This is a genomic window from Flagellimonas hadalis (assembly GCF_007785775.2).
Taxonomy (GTDB): Bacteria; Bacteroidota; Bacteroidia; order Flavobacteriales; family Flavobacteriaceae; genus Flagellimonas; species Flagellimonas hadalis.
Genome location: NZ_VNIK02000001.1, coordinates 103,537 through 121,656 on the forward strand (window position 1 = coordinate 103,537; position 18,120 = coordinate 121,656).

Sequence of the window (18,120 nt, forward strand, 5' to 3'; positions counted from 1 at the left end):
CGCTATCGGAAAACCATTTGACACTATAAAAGTTTTGCCCAAGAACAAAATTGGTAAACAATAGGAACGAAAAGAGTTTGATTATTCTTGGTTGGGGCACTTTTTAAACAATCGATTATGTAAACCGCAGTCTAAAATATCACATTTTTTTCCTTTTGCCCGTAATCCCATGTAGAATTAATTCTACATGTAAAAGGAATTTTGTCTACAAAGCATGGTTGGGGAATGTGCTTTCTTCGGTTGGGCTTTTTTTAGATCGGGCCCTTATTGTCCGAATACAGGACAAGTACTAACATAGATAGGATTTTTATGATAAAAAGATTACTCGTTCCAATAGTTATTTTTCTTTTTAGCTACATGTCATACACACAGGTCGGTGTAGGGACACAATCCCCCAATGAATCTGCACAATTGGATGTTGTTGCGGGGGATAGGGGTGTTTTATTGCCTCGTGTACAGTTAACAGGACGAAACGATTTGACAACTATTTCTTCTGGAAATGTGGAGAGCTTATTGGTGTTCAATACAGCTACCACTTCGGATATGATGCCAGGATATTATTACTGGCACAATAATGCGTGGAATAGGATAAGTATTGAAGGAGAGGGAGGTTCTGGCAACATTGAAACTGGATTGGGTTTGCCCAATGATGGTATCGATGACCCAATTGCACCTACCGATGGACAAATTTATATAGATACAGGAACGGGAGATACCTATGTATATGATGAAAGCACGGATTCATGGGATATTGTTACGAGCCATGTGGTTAGTCCAAATATAGATAACCTTATAGTGGAAGACGCCAATGGCCTGGCTTATTTATCAGCTACCGTTGTAAACTCGTTGGAGACGCTGACGAGCTTGGCACAGGACGCCACGGCGGGGACGATCACCTATACGGACGAGGACGGAAATGATACGGTGCTGGCCCTGAACGCACTGGTCTCGGATGCGGAGACCCTGACGAGCTTGGCGCAGGACGCCACTGCGGGGACGATCACCTATACGGACGAGGACGGAAATGATACGGTGCTGGACCTGAACGCACTGGTCTCGGATGCGGAGACCCTGACGAGCCTAGCGCTGAACGCCGACGGTGTGAACCTTGACTATGTGGACGAGGCGGGGAACACCACACAGGTGAACCTCGGCACCCTTGTTGCCGCCCAGGAGACGCTGACCGTAATGATTGATAATGGTGATGGAACTATTAGTTATACAGATGAAGACGGGGTGGCTACCGATATTGACTTGAACACTATCGTTTCGGCTGCCGAGACTCTGACGACCTTGGTTGATAACGGTGATGGAACCATTACCTATACGGACGAGGACGGCGTTGCAACCGACATTGACTTGACAGCAGCTGTCGCGGCAGTGGAGACTTTGACCACCTTGGCCGACAACGGCGACGGCACCATCACCTACACGGACGAGGACGGTGCTGCCACTGATATCAATTTGAATACCATCGTCGCGGTAGCAGAGACTTTGACCACCTTGGCCGACAACGGCGACGGCACCATCACCTATACGGACGAGGACGGTGCTGCCACTGATATCGATTTGAATACCATCGTCGCGGTAGCAGAGACTTTGACCCCCTTGGCCGACAACGGCGACGGCACCATCACCTATACGGACGAGGACGGTGCTGCCACTGATATCGATTTGAATACCATCGTCGCGGTAGCAGAGACTTTGACCACCTTGGCCGACAACGGTGATGGCACCATTACGTATACGGACGAGGATGGAAATGATACAGTCTTGGATTTGAATTTGATGGATATCGATAATCAAGATTTGAGCTTGAGCGGGGTCAATTTGAATATCACGGATGGAACAGGGATCGACCTGACCCAAAAAATAACTCTTCCAATGCTTGCTGCCGGGACGAATCCAAATAATGGAATTTTCTGGGATGGCACACAATGGCTATATCAAAGGAGAGTGAAAACAGTGAACAATATTGTTCCAGATTCAGATGGTAATGTGGCCCTGCCAGTTGGAAATGTTTATACAGGTCCAACCACAACAACGGCTGATATTGATGTAAACGAAATAGGAGGTACACCCAATGAAGGGGATATATATATAGTGAATAGTTCTGCAGCGGATGCTACACAAGTGGGACGCACCTATATTTATGACAGCGATACTTCAAGTTGGGTGGAGATTGACCCGTTCAATGCCGCCTTATATGATCCTCGATATGTAAATATTTCGGGTGATACCATGACCGGGGACTTGGATATGGGTTCCAGTTCCATAACAAACCTTGCAGCTCCAGTTGCTGGATTGGATGCAGTAAACAAATCCTATGTGGATGGTTTCGATATCACTGATTTGATAGTCGGAAATAAAGTAGCGACTGTAACAGAAGCTGATGGAACAAGTTATGATATCAATGAAACGATTACCACGGTATCCCAGGATAATACTACAGGGGTGATCACATTCACTGATGAAGCAGGGGATTCTGATGATGTAGTCAATTCCGGGGAATTATTGAATGTGGTAAGTGAAGAACCTGTCAATGGTAATGCGGTCAAAGTGGGGGCAGATGGTGGTGCTTATATCAATCCATTGGTAAAAGAAGTATATAGTGCGGAGTATGCGGGAGCTACATTATATGCAGATGGAACGGACAATATTGGGGTCTTGACTTCAGATAATACAGGGCCTACTGGCAACTATATGAATTACTATGAATGGTCTAGTGGTGAGGCTACGGTACAGGACTATGATGTTATTTTTCGGTTCACCCTGCCCAATGACTTTACAAATTGGGGGACAATACCCATTGAAATCGATTTTCAGGCACAAGGAAGCGCAACATTCTCAGCAGCAATGTTCCTCGAAGACGGAACACCCCAAGGCTCAATCAGTCCTGCATCTTCTGCAAATTGGACAACGGCTTCGATGAGCCCTACCACCATGAGCGCTGGACAAACAGCCGTCATAGTATTAAAGATGACAAGTGCGGCCAATGACGGGGATCAAAAAGTTAGGATAGGGGACATTACCCTTAACTATCTTAAATAAAATATATCCATGATAATGTGGGATTTTAAGATGAGTATCAAGATAAAACCATTTGGCGTCTTTTTAAAAATCATTATGCTGTGGGTACCAATGGTGGTCTGTAATGCAGCAGTTTTTACAGTCACCAACACCAACGATTCAGGAGTCGGTTCTTTGAGACAAGCTATTTTGGATGCAAATTCTTCTGGAGCGGGACCGCATACCATCAATTTTGATGTGTTGCTGAATGGCCAAACAATCTTTTTGTCATCAAGTCTTCCACAAGTGACCGTTTCTGATGTTACCATAGATGGGGATATTGATGGTGATGGTACTGGTGATATTACCATTGATGCTGGATCTGGCGATAATAACAGAAATATTTTTAGGGCCAACGGAAATGGAAATAATGCTACTTTCAAAGGATTTATATTGCAGGATACGGGTTATGAACCCTTTCGTTTTGATGGTAGTCCATCGGGCATTACCATACAAGATATTGTTTCATTGCACAATGACGGAAATTATTTCAACCAAGCCATATTGTTTGCAGGGAACGCAGTTGGCCTTACTGTGTTGAACTTCACACACAATAATCCACAATCCGGTCAGCACGGTATCCAAATTACAGGGACCGCGGACAACATTTTGATAGATGGGTTCAATTACCAAAATGGATCGGGAGGCACTGCCATAGCCATACGTTTTGTTGGGGCCGCAACCAATGTTACGATTCGTAATTCCTTACTTGACCTTGATCTTTTTGGATCGAACAACGATGGTGATTACGGAATATATTTCCAAAACTCGGCGTCGGACATAACCCTGGAAAATGTAACCATCAATGAGGCCGATGTTGATGGGGTCCGGGTTTTGGATGCCGATAATTTTACCATTGACGGTAGCTCCTTTATCAATTGTTACGATGGGATTGAATTTTACAACAATTATGCCCGTACAAACAATGTAATACAGAACAGTGTTTTTGACAACAATGAGAGGGCTGGCCTAGTAATCAATGTGTCAAATGCGATTACCCAATATGACATATCCGGTAATACCTTTTCCAACCATTCCACTAATGATGGTAATGGTGTTTGGTTGTTCAGTACAGGAGGGGTGAAAGCTATCGAAATAACCACCAATACTTTTTTTAACAACAATGTTGGGATATACAATGAACAAGCCGATGACATTCTCTATTCACAAAACTCCTTTTACAATAATGGGACTGGAATTGATAATGTTGGCAACAATGGAAACAATGGTTATGAACGAGCAGATGGCGAAGTCCCTGTTTTTGTTTCATCAGAGGATGTCGGTGGAGGAAATTATGAGGTTACGTTTACCTTACCTGCGTTCTGTACGGATTGTGATGTCGAATTCTATACAAATGAGTCATCGGATATTGTAGGCAACGCACGCAACTATATTCAAACTGTCAATAGTCTTGTAAGTGGAAGCCATATGGTTACGCTAAATAGTGGAGGAAATACTACAGGTTATTGGACCGCGCTGTTGACTAACAATGACAATGGTTCCACATCAGAATTGAGCGACGCATTTGGTATTGTTCCAATCGGACCTGGAGGTGTTAACACAGGGCTTTCCGCTTGGTATGTTTCAAATTCACTGTCCACGGTTTCATTATGGAAAGACGAAAGTCTGAAGGGGATTGATGTGACTGCCACGGGAATTCCCACCCTCTTAGAATCATCCATCAATTTTAATCGAGCGTTTGATTTTCCTGGAAGCCGATCAGCGTTCTTCAGCAATTCGTCGAAATCCCCCCTCACATCCGGCTCGGACGCAACAGTGTTCTATGTAGGTTCCACACACAGAGTAAATGGAAATTACGATGTAGCGGTAGGGTTTAATGGCTCTGATGCCGAAGATCCATCCATTGGATTATTGAATAACGGTTTTTTTTATTATGACAATAATTCCAATACTTCGATTGCCAATGGCCCCACAGTAGGGGTGGATTCCCCGTACATTCAAGGCCTCTCTTGGTTAAATAATAGTAGTGGTGAATTTCTAATTAATGGGGCAACTTTTCAGCCCATAACACCCTATAATATCACTACAGCGGATGGGGGGTTTAGAATTGGCTCTGATGGGCCAAGTGGTGTCGATGAATCCTATTTCGGTTCAATAGCGGAAGTTATAGTATATAATGAAAAACTGGCTCCGGCAGATGTGCAAAAAATCGAGACTTATCTGGCGATTAAGTTTGGTATTACGCTGTCAAGCGATAATGATAATAATGGTTCATCTTTTGAAGCGTCCAACGGGGATGGGATCAACGAAGGGGACTATGTCGCGGAGGATGGTGTCACGGTAGTGTGGGATGCCAGCGCAAACCAAACCTATCATAATGATATTGCTGGGATTGGCCGGGATGATTTTCAAGCCTTGGGCCAAAAACAATCCAAATCCGTAAATGGGGATGCGATTGTGACCATTGGTTTAGGTGAAATAGCAACAAGCAATATAGCCAATCCCAACAATTTCACAACAGATAAAAGCTTTTTGTTATGGGGAAATGACGATGGCAACACGGCCCTTCAAACTACGGAAATACCGATTGGTGCTTCTGCTGTTTATCGTATGGGTAGGGAATGGAAAGTACAGGAAACGGGAGCTGTTTCCAATCTTGCCCTGACATTTGAAATCAATCCTACCGCATGGGATCCAGAGCTTTATATAGATTCCGATGGCGATGGCGATTTTACCAATGCTACTGTTGTCGGTGGTACGGTTGTCGATGGAAAAGCTGTGTTTTCCGGCGTTGATCTTAATGATGGGGATTTATTTACAATTGGATATTCTGTTGCTTCTCCCGGAGGGGTTGTCAGTAACCTAACAGCATGGTACAAGTTCAATGCCGGGGTTTCGAGTGGGGGGGAAGGAACTGCAGTATCAGCGATAGCAGATATGAGTGGGAATGGGCTTGATCTTTTCGAAAGCAGTGCAGGGTCTCAACCAACTTATGTGGAGAACAGCTTGAATTTTAATCCAGGGGGTGACTTTGACGGTGGGAATGACCGATTGAACGGACAGTATTTGAATTTTGTGGACGAAACGGACCCTGTAACATTGATTTCGGTTTCCGTGCCCACTTCATTTGGAGGTGAACGGCGTACCATTAGTATCGGTGGGGGTTATGACCGTCCAGGACTTGGTTACCAAGGCGCAGGTGGGAACATGCAAATCCGGGTAACCGATGGTAGTCCAGCAACCATTGAACATTCCGTTCCATTGACCTTGAACACACCCTATATTTTATGGAGTTCCATAACCAATGGTTCCAGTCCTGGTGAGGCATTGTTGTCCTACAATGGCATGAACAATGAGGAGTCTACCAATTTGGCAGATGGTATTTACCCACTGGCAAACGCTAGCTCTGAAGGCTATATCGCCCTAGGTAATGAACCTAATACCTATTCTGACGATCATGTGGGGCTTATCAATGAGGGCATCGTTTACAATCGTGTACTTGAACAGTATGAAAAGGAGCGTGTCTATTCCTATCTCGCCATAAAATATGGCATTACCCTGAACCAAGACTATTATGCTGGGGATTGGGACGGATCCACGGGAACCCGACTGTGGGATATGACGTTCAATGCCTTGTACAACAATGATATTGCCGGTATCGGAAGAGATGATAGTTGGGCCTTGAATCAGAAGCAGTCCCAATCAGTCAACGGGGATGCTTTGGTAACAATCGGTTTAGGGGGAATAGAAGCGGATAATGTTTCGAATAGCAATGTGTTCAATACCGAAGAGAGCTTCTTGCTTTGGGGGAATGACGATGGTACCACAACGGTTGTAAATGCCGGAATCCCGCCGGTCTTTGCTGAAAAATTAACCAGGAATTGGTTGATCGCTGAAACGGGGTCGGTCGAGGATGTAATGGTCCGCATACCAAGTACGCTGGCCAGTGGTTTTACCGATGCTTCGGACCTGGCTTTGGTGGTAGCGGATGATGCGAATTTTTCCTCCAATGTACAATCCGTTCCCATGACCTTGAATGGAAGTTATTTGGAAGTGCTTTTCAATTTTGAAGGGACCAAATACTTCTCATTCGGAGTCATAAGCTCAGGGGATTTTATGCGTCATGGGAAATATTTTCAAGGTGGAGTGGAAAAACCAATGAAGTTCTAGCATCTATGTTTCCTTAACTGTTGTTTGGTTGACAATAATTTGACTGTGGTTTTACCAATGCTAGGCGAAAGAGGAGCAAGGGGGAGGGAAACTTCCTTTCCCCACCCTCTTTTAAAACATAAAAAATGAACAAAAAAAGAAATTTACTAATACTTGTTGCATTGTGTACCGGTGTTTTTATCTGGGGTCAAACTTCCAATTCAGGTGTGCTTGCCATTTTGCCGGATACGGAGCTTAGTGTTCTTGATGACCTTGAAAATACTTCTTCAGCAACGCTTTTCAATGATGGACAACTTTACCTCTTCGGAAACATTGGGAATGAAGGGGATTGGACCTATTCATATGATACGGGTACGACCCACTTTGTAGGGTTGCTTGACCAGCATGCTACAGGAGGCCAGATGTATGAATTGTATAATAACGTATTCGATATGGTCGGTGCAGCAAGGAAGATTATTGTTGATGCCACATGGAGTTTAAATGGAAATTCTGATTTTATCAATGGTGTTGTTCAGAATAGATCAGGAGGTGTGATCGTCTTTGAGAATGGTGCCACTCACAATGGGGCCAGTGATGCCAGTTTTTTGGATGGTACGGCATTAAAGGCAGGTAATGAGGCCTTTGATTTTCCTATCGGACACAATCAATATCACCGCAATGCACAGGTTTCTGCGCTGTCAAACATAACGGATTTGGTTTCCGCTACCTATTACTTGGAAAATAGCAACGAAATCCATCCACATGATTTGGCTGTTGGCATCATCGAATTTATAGATGATAAGGAGTATTGGGTCTTGGAACAGGTGGAAGGCAATGCCCCTGTTGTTTTGACCCTTGGTTGGAGCCAAGAGACTACAGCCGACGAATTGTTGGCCGATCCATCGGCCATCCATATTGTTCGTTGGGATCCCGATCAAGGTTTTTGGGTAGATGAAGGGGGTGTTGTGGATGTAAACAGTGAAACCGTTACCACAATCTCCGAGATTTCAGGGTATGGGATGTTCACATTGGCACGAATCAAGAAAGAAGAATTGTTGCCGGAAAATCTGGTGGTGTACAATTCCATTACGGCCAATCAAGATGGAACCAATGACTTTTTCTTCATTGATGGGATTTCCAAATATCCGGATAATGAATTGGTGATATTCAATCGGTGGGGAACCAAAGTGTATGAGGCCAAGGGCTACAATGAAACGCACAACGTGTTTAGAGGTTACTCACAGGCTCCTACCACTTACAAAAGCGAAGAAAAACTGCCGGCAGGGACCTATTTCTATGTATTGAGATATAATTATGGGAATGACGGAGAAATCCGAATAGCCAAAAAGGCCGGTTACTTATACATTAATGCGAATGACTAATCAATTGATAATGAAAATAAAGCGCCATACTGTTCTGGCCCTGTTTTTTTTGATGTTTTTGGGAACAGTAAAGGCTCAGCAGGATATACAGTTCACGCAATACATGTACAATACGGTCCTTGTAAACCCGGCGTATGCGGGAAGTTGGGACGATTTGAGCATAAGCGGCACATATCGTTCCCAATGGGTCGGCCTGGATGGTGCGCCAAGAACGCTCTCATTTTCAGCCCATGGTCCCGTAAGAAATCGTTTGTCTTTGGGAATTTCAGTGCTAAGGGATGAGATTGGCCCCTCTATAGAATCTTCTTATGTGATGGACATGTCCTACACCCTGTATTTGAATAAGGTGCGATTGGCGTTTGGGCTCAAGGCCGGATTGTCCAACTTGGATATCGACTTCGGCCGTTTAAATACCTATGATCCCACGGATGTGGAACTTTCCCAGAACATCAATCAAATATCTCCCCAAATAGGTGCGGGGGCCTACCTCTATTCACAGCGTTGGTATTTAGGTATTTCGTCACCAAATGTACTTGAAACGGACCACTATGATCAAGTGGCAGTTTCCACTGCCATGGAACGGTTACATTTCTACGCCATTACGGGATATGTGTTCGATCTTAATGACCATATCAAGATCAAACCTGCCGCCCTCCTGAAAATGGTTTCTGGAGCACCATTGTCCCTTGATCTTTCAACCAATGTCATGATAGAGGAAAAATTGATTCTGGGAGCATCGTATAGGTGGAACGCATCGGTCAGTGCCCTTGCCGGGTTTCAATTGACCGACGATTTGATGTTGGGCTATGCCTATGATTTTGATACGACAGAAATTTCAAGGTATAATTCAGGCTCCCATGAAATCTTTTTGCGCTTTATCGTTCGAAATAGTAAAAGTGGAAAAGTTTCACCAAGATTTTTCTAAAACCCAGTGAAGCAAATGAAAAAAATATTTCCAGTTGTCCTTATCTTGTTTTCGATGATTTCCATGGGTCAGGAACTTAAGTTGGAGCGAGCCGATGAAGACTTTGATAAGTTAAATTATATCGATGCCGAATCCATTTATCTCAAAGTGGCGAACAAAGGATTTGCCTCCGAAGAACTGTTCAAAAGACTTGGTGACATTTATTATTTCAATGGGAACTATAAAGAAGCCGAAAACTGGTACGAAAAACTCTTTGATGGATTCGAGGTTTCCGACCCGCAATATTTTCTACGGTATTCCCAAACGTTGAAATCCTGCGGGAATGATAGTCTGGCAGCGTCTACTTATGATCTTTTCTTGCAAAAAGCCGGTATACGGGCCAAAGATCTGGCATCCTCATTGGACTATGGACAAATTATAGCCAAAAATGCTGACAGGGTGGATTTGGTGCCAATTTCTTTCAATTCCGATGATATCGATTTTGGGACATTTGTCCAAGGGGATTATATCTATTTTTCATCTTCCAGAAGCAAAGGCCGCACAAGAATGATAGATACATGGAGTAGTTATCCCTTTCTGGATATCTATAAAGTGGAAATAAAGCAAGGGAATTTTGAGTTTGGAACGCCCAGGCCCATCAAAGGTGTGGTGAATGCCAAATATCATGAGTCAAGCCCGGTAATCACCAAAGATGGAAACACCATCTATTTTACAAGGACCAATAGTTCCCCAAAGATGGATAGAAAGAAGCATGAAGTTGACCATTTGAAAATTTATAGAGCAACTATGGTCAAGGGGAAATGGAAAGACGCTGAGGATCTTTCCATCAATGGGGATAATTACTCAACGGCGCATCCAATGCTCTCTCCAGATGGCAATACGCTTTATTTTGTGAGCGATATGCCCGGGGGAATAGGGGAAACAGATATTTATTCCGTAGTTATCAAGGGTGATGGGAGTTTGGGGAAGCCGGTCAATCTTGGACCTTCCATCAATACCAAGGGGAGGGAGTCCTTTCCTTTCATCACCGACGATTATGGGCTTTATTTTGCTTCTGATGGGCATTTTGGCTTGGGAGGCTATGATATTTTTTATGTGGACCTTAAGTCGGACAAAAAAGGATTGTACAATCTAGGTGAACCTACCAATGGCCCGTTTGATGACTATGGCTTTTGGATGGACGATACGACCAAAAAGGGTTATTTCAGTTCCAATAGGGAAGGGGTGGACAATATTTATGGGTTTATCGAAAAAAGACCGGTGACCAATGCTTTTGAACAAGAACTTACAGGAAGGGTTTCGGATATCAAAACAGGGGAACCCATTCAAGGGGCGACCATAACCCTATTGAGTGTAAATAGGAAAGCTTTGGGAACAGACCATACCGATGAAGCGGGAAACTACCACCTGTCAAGAAATTTGATGGAGGATTATACCATTCGAGTGGACAAGGAGGGATATGATACAACGGATAAATATGTGCCCAAAGGCACTGGGTCACCTCTAGACCTTAGTTTGACCAAGAGCGTTATAAAACCTATTGGTGGAGAGAACCAAACTGACCTTTCAGATGTACTTAACTTGAACAAGATATATTTTGATTTTGACGACTATACCTTAACATCTGAGTCTATTGTGGAATTGGAGAAAATTGTTGAGGCCCTTAAACTACATCCTCAAATAAAAATCTCGATTAGATCCCATAGTGATAGTAGGGGAGCGGCATCTTATAATTTGAAGCTGTCGCAGCGGAGGGCAAAGGCCACTTTCAACTACTTGGTGAAGCAGGGGATTTCCCCATCTAGATTGACTTACATTGGATTGGGAGAAAAGTACCTATTGAACGATTGTAACGAAAAAGCAGATTGTACGGAGGAACAACATCTTAGGAATAGGCGCACAGAATTTATTATTGGACATGGAACCAACATTGATCTTGAAAATCGAAAACTGGAAGAAGGTATGGATGGTGATGCCTACGGATGGCAACTCGAGGAAGATGTCATGAAAGGTTTCTATTTGATAGCCAATGTTTTCAAAACGGAAAAGTATTTCAAATCCTTTATGGATGAATTACAGAATAGGGGTCTGCAACCAAAGGTTATTGAAAAAGATCATCTTCTATATGTGTACTTAGGATACTTTAAAACTTTTAAAGAAGCAAAAGGGAAACTGAATCGTTTGAATAACGGAGAATACCGGGAAAAGCTTTGGATTTATGAAGTAGATTAAATTATGGGTAATAATCCGAAGGCAGGTTTGTCAGTATAGACGAGCACCATTTTTTTGGAGAGCAGAGGGATTTGGTCAATAAATCAATAGCAATGGAGCCATACATCGAAATCTCTTTTTTACAGTTTCCTGTATTGCCCTTTCTTATATTCCAAGTACTATTGGCAAGAAAGGTCAGTATATATAACTATCTTTTCGGAATAGGTTCCATTTTGATCTTAGTATGGGAGCTTTGGCAATCTCGATTATATGGGGAGGTTGGAATAAATCTCATCTTTTTGGGCGTAAACATTTACGGTTGGAGTAGTTGGCTCATAAGAAAAAGACAGCCAACATCATTAATTTTGTATTCCACCTGTTTTGAGCACAGGGCATCGAACTTGGTTGTCCTGTGTTGCCTTTTTGGTTTCTCATATCTATTGCGTCATTTTACAAACTCTGGGATGCCATATTGGTGTGCGATGATCTATTCGTTTTCCTTTACAGGAATGTGGTTGATGGCTAAAGGAAAGATAGAGAGTTGGATTTATATTACTATTGGTAACTGCATAGCAATCACGCTTTTTGTATATAGGGAGTTGTATATATGTGCGGGACAGACAATCGTATTATGTGTTATTGGAATTTTAGGGTATCTTAAATGGCAAAGAAAATCATCGATTGTAAAAGATATGGGTTTTGATGTGTAGTGGATGGGACGGATGGGCGAGACCACCAAAAATGGAAAATTTGAGCCATCCAATATTTGGTTGTAGTGTATTGAAAGTCATTTTCTTGTATTTTAAGGACGGGTGCCCAATGTTATTCGGCGAGGGTGGTATACTATGTCCGGCGTTTCCAGTCATGCACGAACCAAAAGACGGTGGCTAGCCGTTAATATCCGGTAAATTTATTTTCATCGCCTAGGCATCCCCTATACACACGCCCGTTAAAGGCAACAGGAGGCACGTTTTCGGGAACTTTACCTTGGAAAACCATCAGATTGCGGGCATTTCCCGACAATTCCCAAAAATCCCTATTTTTGGAAGGAAAGGAAAATGGAAAGGCACTGTCTATATTGCAACGAACCCATTCAGGGCCGCTCGGACAAAAAATTCTGTGACGACCAGTGCCGTAGCACCTACAATTACAACAAAAACAACGAACACTCCCAATTGGTGCGTAGGATCGTGGGTATCCTGAAAAAGAACCGACAGATCATCAAGGAGCTCAATTGGCGGAGTTCCGGAACAACCAAGGTGGGCCGGGAGGAGCTATTGATCAAAGGGTTTGACTTTTCCTACTATACGAACATCTATCGGACCCGGGCAGGGGACGAATATTACTTCTGTTTTGAGATGGGCTACCTGTTTTTGGAGGACGATAAACTATTGCTCGTGATCAAGGACAACCATCCCCTGCAGGAGAAGGAAGATTGAGCTGGCAAAGCTTGGATCTTGATCACAGGATAAAAGTGCCCATGTAAACTGATCACGGCTGTCCAATAGGATAGTCCAACGAAGTAGGTAAAATGTAAAACTGTAAAATGATAAAATCCAACGTATTTCTTGCCATGATGGCAGTGGCCTTGTTCATTTCCTGTAACACCAAGACGAAACAACCGGAACAACACGGTTTCACCATAGATGGAAAGGTACAGGGCTTTCCAAACGGCACAAAGGTCTATTTGACCAATACCACGACCGAAGCCGTTTTTGACAGCACCGAGGTACAGCAAGGTCACTTCAGGTTCGACGGGAAGCTGAGCGCCCCGCCGGAACAACTGTTTTTAAGCGCCACGGTAGAAGGAAAGCTGGTGTATGCATTTCTGTTCATGGGCAATGATTTTGTCAAGATCAGTGGAGACAGATCCGATTTCCCCTGGAGGGTGAAGGTGTCAGGTTCCAAGGTCCAAGAAGGGTTCAACGACCTTGCGGACCTTACCAAGGAATATGATGTCAAAAGGGATTCCATGACCCATGCGTTCATGGCCCTTACCCCAGAAGAGCAGGAGCAAAAAGGAGCGGAGATATGGAAGGAGATCGGAAAGATAGATAGTGTCAGTGACGGGCTAAGGATGCGCTATGTTAAAACGCACAATGATACCTACGCCAGTATCATATACCTGGGGTACCTCAAAAAAATGATGCCCAAGGATTCCGTCCGTGCCATCTATAACCGGTACACCAAGGAAATCAAAGGGAGCAAATATGCAAAGCTGGTCGAGGTCTATTTGACGGAAAACATCCTGGAAGAAGGGGACCGGTACCAGGACTTTGAAGGAATCGACCAAACGGGAAAGAACGTAAAGTTCTCCGAGGAACTGGGGGAGGAATATACCTTGCTGGACTTTACCTCGGCTTTTTGTGGTGCCTGTATCCTTGCCGCGGATGAACTGGAGGAAATCAACAAGACCTATCCGGATATATTGAAGATCGTCGAATTTTCAGGGGACCCCAACAAGGCAAATTGGCAAAAAGCCTTGGAGAGGGACCATGTGGCCTGGACAAGCATTTGGGACGGAAAGGGGAGATATGGTGAGACCTCGATCAAATATGGGGTCAACGCCTTCCCCACCTTCGTATTGATAGGCCCCGATGGTACCATCGTGGACAAATGGATCGGCTATAATAAGGGCAGCCTGAGGGGGAAACTTGGAAAACATTTGGAGCCAGGCCAGTAATGAACCGTTCCAAAGGCTTAGGAACGTACAAGGGTAAAGGATGAGCCACAGCAAATTTATGCACTAATTTTTCGGTTTGGCACAGTCTTAAATTGAATCTACGAAAAAGCCATAGATGAAGTACAAACGCTGCTATGGGCTCATATACAATGTTGGCAACATTCTTTTTATTTCTGCGATTCCAACATCTTCAATTGTTCAATTGCCTGTTCATTTTCAGGGTTTAATTCCAAACTTTTTTTATAATTTTTAATCGCTTCTTCTTTCTGTCCTGCTTGTAGTTGGAAATCAGCCAAAAAACTATAAGGGTACCATTGTGGATGAGTCGAATGGTTGAGACCACCAAAAACGGAAAATTTGAGCCATTCAATATTGGGTGTTAGTGACTTGAAATTCAGATTTTTGTGTCGTGTTGGAAGGTGCTCAATTTTCTCCGACGAGAATGGTATACGATGTCCAGCGTTTCCACACTGGGAAGGTGGATGAAGTTGGATCCCTTGGCGGAGCAGATGAGAAGGCACAGTCCGTACAATTATGCTTTTGATAATCCTAAATTCTTTATTGATCCCGATGGAATGAAACCGAGAGGTTCAAATGGTTCGGGGCCTGGCGATGATTTAATAAAGAAGGCTAAAGAAGCCTCAAATAAAATAGCTAATTCCGTTGCTAACTTTTTTTCCGTATTTACAGGAACCAAGGGTGATCTAAGTAATTTGCGAAGTCAAGGTGATAACTCATCTGTTGGTGGGGATAGTGAAAATGTAGGTTATGGAAGTGATGAGAAAAATGCGATTGCCAATTTGACAATAACAGTAAATGAAAATGCAGGTGATGTTGCTATAGGAGCGGCATATATGATAGGGGAAGAGTTGGATAAAAATGGAGGGGAGGTTGCTAAGAATGCTTCAATGGTAACCTTGGCATCAGGAGGAACAACTTCAGAGGTAACCGTTCCACTTGCCGCTGCTGGAGGAACAACATCAATGATTGGAAAAGGTATAAAGGCGACAGTTCTTTTTACAACTGGTAACAATGAGGCTGGACTAGATGAAACAACAGATTTGGCTGTTGATGCTGCTACAACGTATATAGGAGTCAAGGGAAGTGAAAAGCTTATTCCCACCAAAGCCATTACCAAAGACGATTCAAATATATTGTCTGCAGCATATAATTTAATGATGTCTATATTTACATCAGATAAAGAGGATTAAAAATGAAGGGATTATTGAGGGATTTTTTTCAGTATTGTTTTGATATTCTAAAGAATTATCCGATTCTAACAGGGATTCTTATTTTGATTGCATGTGTCTATTTGATAGGTGTTGCATTGCCAAAAGCATATGGTGGGAATAGAGAATATTTATACCCTTACCACTCAAAATTAGGATTAGGTATAGCTTTAATATTCTTTTTATTACTCATGCTATTGGTGGTTATAGGAAAAATAATTTAATATGAAAAAGTTAATCAGACTAAAAAAAGCCGCCTCTTTGGGCGGTTTTTTAATGCTTTGGTTTGAACGGGATCACTTGCCCATGAGCTTTTCAAGGTAGGCGACCTTGTCCTTCTCCGCCTGCACTAAGCGTTCGTAGAGTTCAACGACCTTGTCCAGAGGGTTGAAGTTGCAGTGGTGTGCGTTGAAGGCCCCGTTGTTGAAGCTGTTGTCGTAAAAGCTGTTGAAATAGTTGATGGCGGGGTCTCCTCGTTGAAGTTCTCGATGGCCTCCTTGGTCACTCCGAGTGCCTTGGCCACCCGTTCGAGCTTCTCCGTCTCCAACTGGGAGGACCTTACCGTGTTCTACGAATTCCCCGTCGAGATACGGAAGATCATATATACCACCAACCTTATAGAGAACCTGAACGGGAAGATCAGGAAGTACACAAAGAACAAGCTTTCCTTCCCCACCAACGATGCGGTGATGAAATCCGTATATTTGGCCACAAGGGAGGCCACAAAGAAGTGGTCCATGCCCATCAGGAACTGGGGCATCATTTTAAACCAGTTCCCAACATCTATGAAAAAAAGGGCAGACTCTAACAAAGTCAAACCCCCGTTATTTTCAACTTACACACTTATTGGGATAGTGTCAAATTAGATAGTTGTTCAATTGATCTCTCGGGTCCCCCCATGTCCACCAGCGACTACAATCATTATTTTGATGCTCAAATAGATGAACTTAAAGAACTGTATTATTGGGTTCATCATTAGAAATCGTTTGTATTTGGATATTCTTCGTGTCATAACTTTCTATTCAGGAATCAACCACCAAAAGGGTTTCATTTTTGCTTTATATATGAAGGCATGGTGCAGGGCCAACTTAAGCCAGTGACCTGCAAGACCTATGGTACCAAAAGTCTTGCCTAGTTTCCTGCCCTGGGTATCTGGATACTTATTGTAATCGGGCACAATGGGATATGTGGTGATGCTCACGCCGCTTCCCTTGGTCATACCAAAACCTGCTGAAGCGATACATGCAGCACCCATGTTGCCCATTGATCCTTTATGATGAAGTTCATTATTAGAGTGTTTGATCATCTCGATGATGTTATCTGCCACCAATTTGGCCGTAATACCCGATGGCATTCCGGTTCTTGGAGGAGCAGGTGTAATATCTGTTCCATTTTTGCTCTGCCGTGGTTTGGAAATGCCGTGAGGCGGTGCAAAGGCAATGCCTGGGGCAAAAATATTAGGATACGATGGATTTTGATAGGTTTCCGGCCAATCCTGTACACTCCATTCCTCGTAGGGTTTGGGTGTATAATCCGCATCCACGATCATGAACCCTTTAAAAAGTTTGTTCGTTATATCTTCGCCACCCTTATTGTAGGCCTTAAAACCATGACCCGAAAATGAAGGGATGAGCATGGCAAAATCATAACTTTCCGTTTTATAGTCGCCTTCCAAGGTTTCGTATTGGGCTACACCATCTTCTATTTTATTGACCCCGGCACCTAAAATCCAAGAAATTCCCCTGTCTTCAAAAATCATTTCTACCATCTCACTGGATTTCATGATATTGCTGCCATAACTCATCAACATGCCATCCATCCCAAAATCTCCCAAATGATATTCATTGGAAATCCAAGTAATCTGGGCCATATCCCTCACTTTGTGCCTTCTCAATTCTTGCTCTACATTTAAAATATATTCAAATGCCGCGCCTTGACAGGTGGCTTTTGGATGACCTGTTCCAATAAGTATTTTAGCTTTTTTCCCCTGTTTCATTTGTTGAATCAGATCATTCAATGCGTTCCAGGCCTCATCGGCATGGGTATAGGTACAGACGGAATGTGTTTTGTTCTTTCCTGGAGAAAGTCCTTCGGTGGCCTCGAAGTTTAGTTTTGGACCGGTGGCATTGATCAGATAGTCATACATCACTTTTTCCGTGGTTCCTTTATTTGCTCCTGCCACGTATTCTGCCAGCACGTAAGGTTTTACCTCCTCTGCATCTCCTTCCGGGTAAAAACTTATGGCTTTGGCCTGTTTATAATCGATATGCTTTTTTGCATACAAAGGTGCCAATGGGAACAAGATGTCCTTTGGTTTCATTCTACCGATTCCTACCCAAATATTGGATGGGATCCATTGGTAATTGCTGTTTGGTGAAACAACGACAACCTCATGCTCTTTGGGTAGTTTTCTGCGTAAGTGGGAAGCGGCTACATGCCCTGCAATACCTGCTCCTAAGATTACAATTCTAGACACTTTTATTCTATTTTTAATAAAATTAGATTAATTGT

Annotated in this window: 11 protein-coding genes and 2 pseudogenes; 11 read left to right on the forward strand and 2 right to left on the reverse strand. The window is 43.3% G+C overall.

What is annotated here, in order from left to right; translation table 11 throughout:
* Window positions 1–357 precede the first annotated feature (357 nt).
* From FOT42_RS00430 to FOT42_RS00475, 10 genes are all read left to right on the forward strand, one after another.
* Window positions 358–3,051: a beta strand repeat-containing protein gene (locus tag FOT42_RS00430; RefSeq protein WP_151888607.1), complete on the forward strand. Its 2,694-nt coding sequence runs from the start codon at window positions 358–360 to the stop codon at window positions 3,049–3,051.
* A gap of 75 nt (window positions 3,052–3,126) precedes the next feature.
* Window positions 3,127–7,200 carry a DUF8202 domain-containing protein gene (locus FOT42_RS00435; RefSeq protein ID WP_192938290.1) on the forward strand — a complete coding sequence of 1,358 codons (4,074 nt, stop codon included), beginning with the start codon at window positions 3,127–3,129 and terminating at the stop codon, window positions 7,198–7,200.
* Window positions 7,201–7,325: 125 nt separating this feature from the next.
* On the forward strand, window positions 7,326–8,561 hold the full coding sequence (locus FOT42_RS00440) for a gliding motility-associated C-terminal domain-containing protein (RefSeq protein ID WP_151888609.1): 1,236 nt from the start codon (window positions 7,326–7,328) through the stop codon (window positions 8,559–8,561).
* 10 nt (window positions 8,562–8,571) lie between these two features.
* Window positions 8,572–9,486, forward strand: coding sequence for a PorP/SprF family type IX secretion system membrane protein (locus FOT42_RS00445; RefSeq protein ID WP_151888610.1), 915 nt, complete (start codon window positions 8,572–8,574; stop codon window positions 9,484–9,486).
* 15 nt (window positions 9,487–9,501) lie between these two features.
* The gene (locus tag FOT42_RS00450) at window positions 9,502–11,718 is read left to right on the forward strand and encodes an OmpA family protein (protein WP_151888611.1); all 2,217 of its coding nucleotides are present in this window, start codon (window positions 9,502–9,504) and stop codon (window positions 11,716–11,718) included.
* Window positions 11,719–11,810: 92 nt separating this feature from the next.
* The gene (gene pnuC / locus FOT42_RS18465) at window positions 11,811–12,407 is read left to right on the forward strand and encodes a nicotinamide riboside transporter PnuC (RefSeq protein WP_151888612.1); all 597 of its coding nucleotides are present in this window, start codon (window positions 11,811–11,813) and stop codon (window positions 12,405–12,407) included.
* A gap of 348 nt (window positions 12,408–12,755) precedes the next feature.
* On the forward strand, window positions 12,756–13,136 hold the full coding sequence (locus FOT42_RS00460) for a DUF2116 family Zn-ribbon domain-containing protein (protein ID WP_151888613.1): 381 nt from the start codon (window positions 12,756–12,758) through the stop codon (window positions 13,134–13,136).
* A 107-nt stretch (window positions 13,137–13,243) separates the two neighbouring features.
* Window positions 13,244–14,380, forward strand: coding sequence for a TlpA disulfide reductase family protein (locus FOT42_RS00465; protein WP_151888614.1), 1,137 nt, complete (start codon window positions 13,244–13,246; stop codon window positions 14,378–14,380).
* 482 nt (window positions 14,381–14,862) lie between these two features.
* Window positions 14,863–15,591: a hypothetical protein gene (locus tag FOT42_RS00470; RefSeq protein WP_226789758.1), complete on the forward strand. Its 729-nt coding sequence runs from the start codon at window positions 14,863–14,865 to the stop codon at window positions 15,589–15,591.
* Between the two features lie 2 nt (window positions 15,592–15,593).
* On the forward strand, window positions 15,594–15,833 hold the full coding sequence (locus tag FOT42_RS00475; RefSeq protein ID WP_151888616.1) for a hypothetical protein: 240 nt from the start codon (window positions 15,594–15,596) through the stop codon (window positions 15,831–15,833).
* A 72-nt stretch (window positions 15,834–15,905) separates the two neighbouring features.
* Here the strand turns inward: FOT42_RS00475 and FOT42_RS18240 are convergent.
* Window positions 15,906–16,156, reverse strand: a pseudogene (locus FOT42_RS18240) (transcriptional regulator); the annotation flags it as partial.
* Here FOT42_RS18240 and FOT42_RS00485 point away from each other — a divergent pair.
* Window positions 16,155–16,406: pseudogene (locus FOT42_RS00485) on the forward strand (transposase); the annotation flags it as partial. The pseudogenes FOT42_RS18240 and FOT42_RS00485 overlap by 2 nt on opposite strands.
* A gap of 221 nt (window positions 16,407–16,627) precedes the next feature.
* Here FOT42_RS00485 and FOT42_RS00490 read toward each other — a convergent pair.
* Window positions 16,628–18,085 (reverse strand): NAD(P)/FAD-dependent oxidoreductase, encoded by a 1,458-nt coding sequence (locus FOT42_RS00490; RefSeq protein ID WP_151888617.1) that lies wholly within the window; start codon window positions 18,083–18,085, stop codon window positions 16,628–16,630.
* Between the last annotated feature and the right edge of the window lie 35 nt (window positions 18,086–18,120).

Excerpts from the sequence above, each read along its gene's own strand:
- FOT42_RS00435 (WP_192938290.1), top strand. The coding sequence starts at position 3,127 with ATGCTGTGGGTACCAATGGTGGTCTGTAATGCAGCAGTTTTTACAGTC.
- FOT42_RS00475 (WP_151888616.1), top strand. The coding sequence starts at position 15,594 with ATGAAGGGATTATTGAGGGATTTTTTTCAGTATTGTTTTGATATTCTA.
- FOT42_RS00460 (WP_151888613.1), top strand. The coding sequence starts at position 12,756 with ATGGAAAGGCACTGTCTATATTGCAACGAACCCATTCAGGGCCGCTCG.
- FOT42_RS00450 (WP_151888611.1), top strand. The coding sequence starts at position 9,502 with ATGAAAAAAATATTTCCAGTTGTCCTTATCTTGTTTTCGATGATTTCC.
- pnuC (WP_151888612.1), top strand. The coding sequence starts at position 11,811 with ATGGAGCCATACATCGAAATCTCTTTTTTACAGTTTCCTGTATTGCCC.
- FOT42_RS00470 (WP_226789758.1), top strand. The coding sequence starts at position 14,863 with ATGAAGTTGGATCCCTTGGCGGAGCAGATGAGAAGGCACAGTCCGTAC.
- FOT42_RS00465 (WP_151888614.1), top strand. The coding sequence starts at position 13,244 with ATGATAAAATCCAACGTATTTCTTGCCATGATGGCAGTGGCCTTGTTC.
- FOT42_RS00445 (WP_151888610.1), top strand. The coding sequence starts at position 8,572 with ATGAAAATAAAGCGCCATACTGTTCTGGCCCTGTTTTTTTTGATGTTT.
- FOT42_RS00440 (WP_151888609.1), top strand. The coding sequence starts at position 7,326 with ATGAACAAAAAAAGAAATTTACTAATACTTGTTGCATTGTGTACCGGT.
- FOT42_RS00430 (WP_151888607.1), top strand. The coding sequence starts at position 358 with ATGTCATACACACAGGTCGGTGTAGGGACACAATCCCCCAATGAATCT.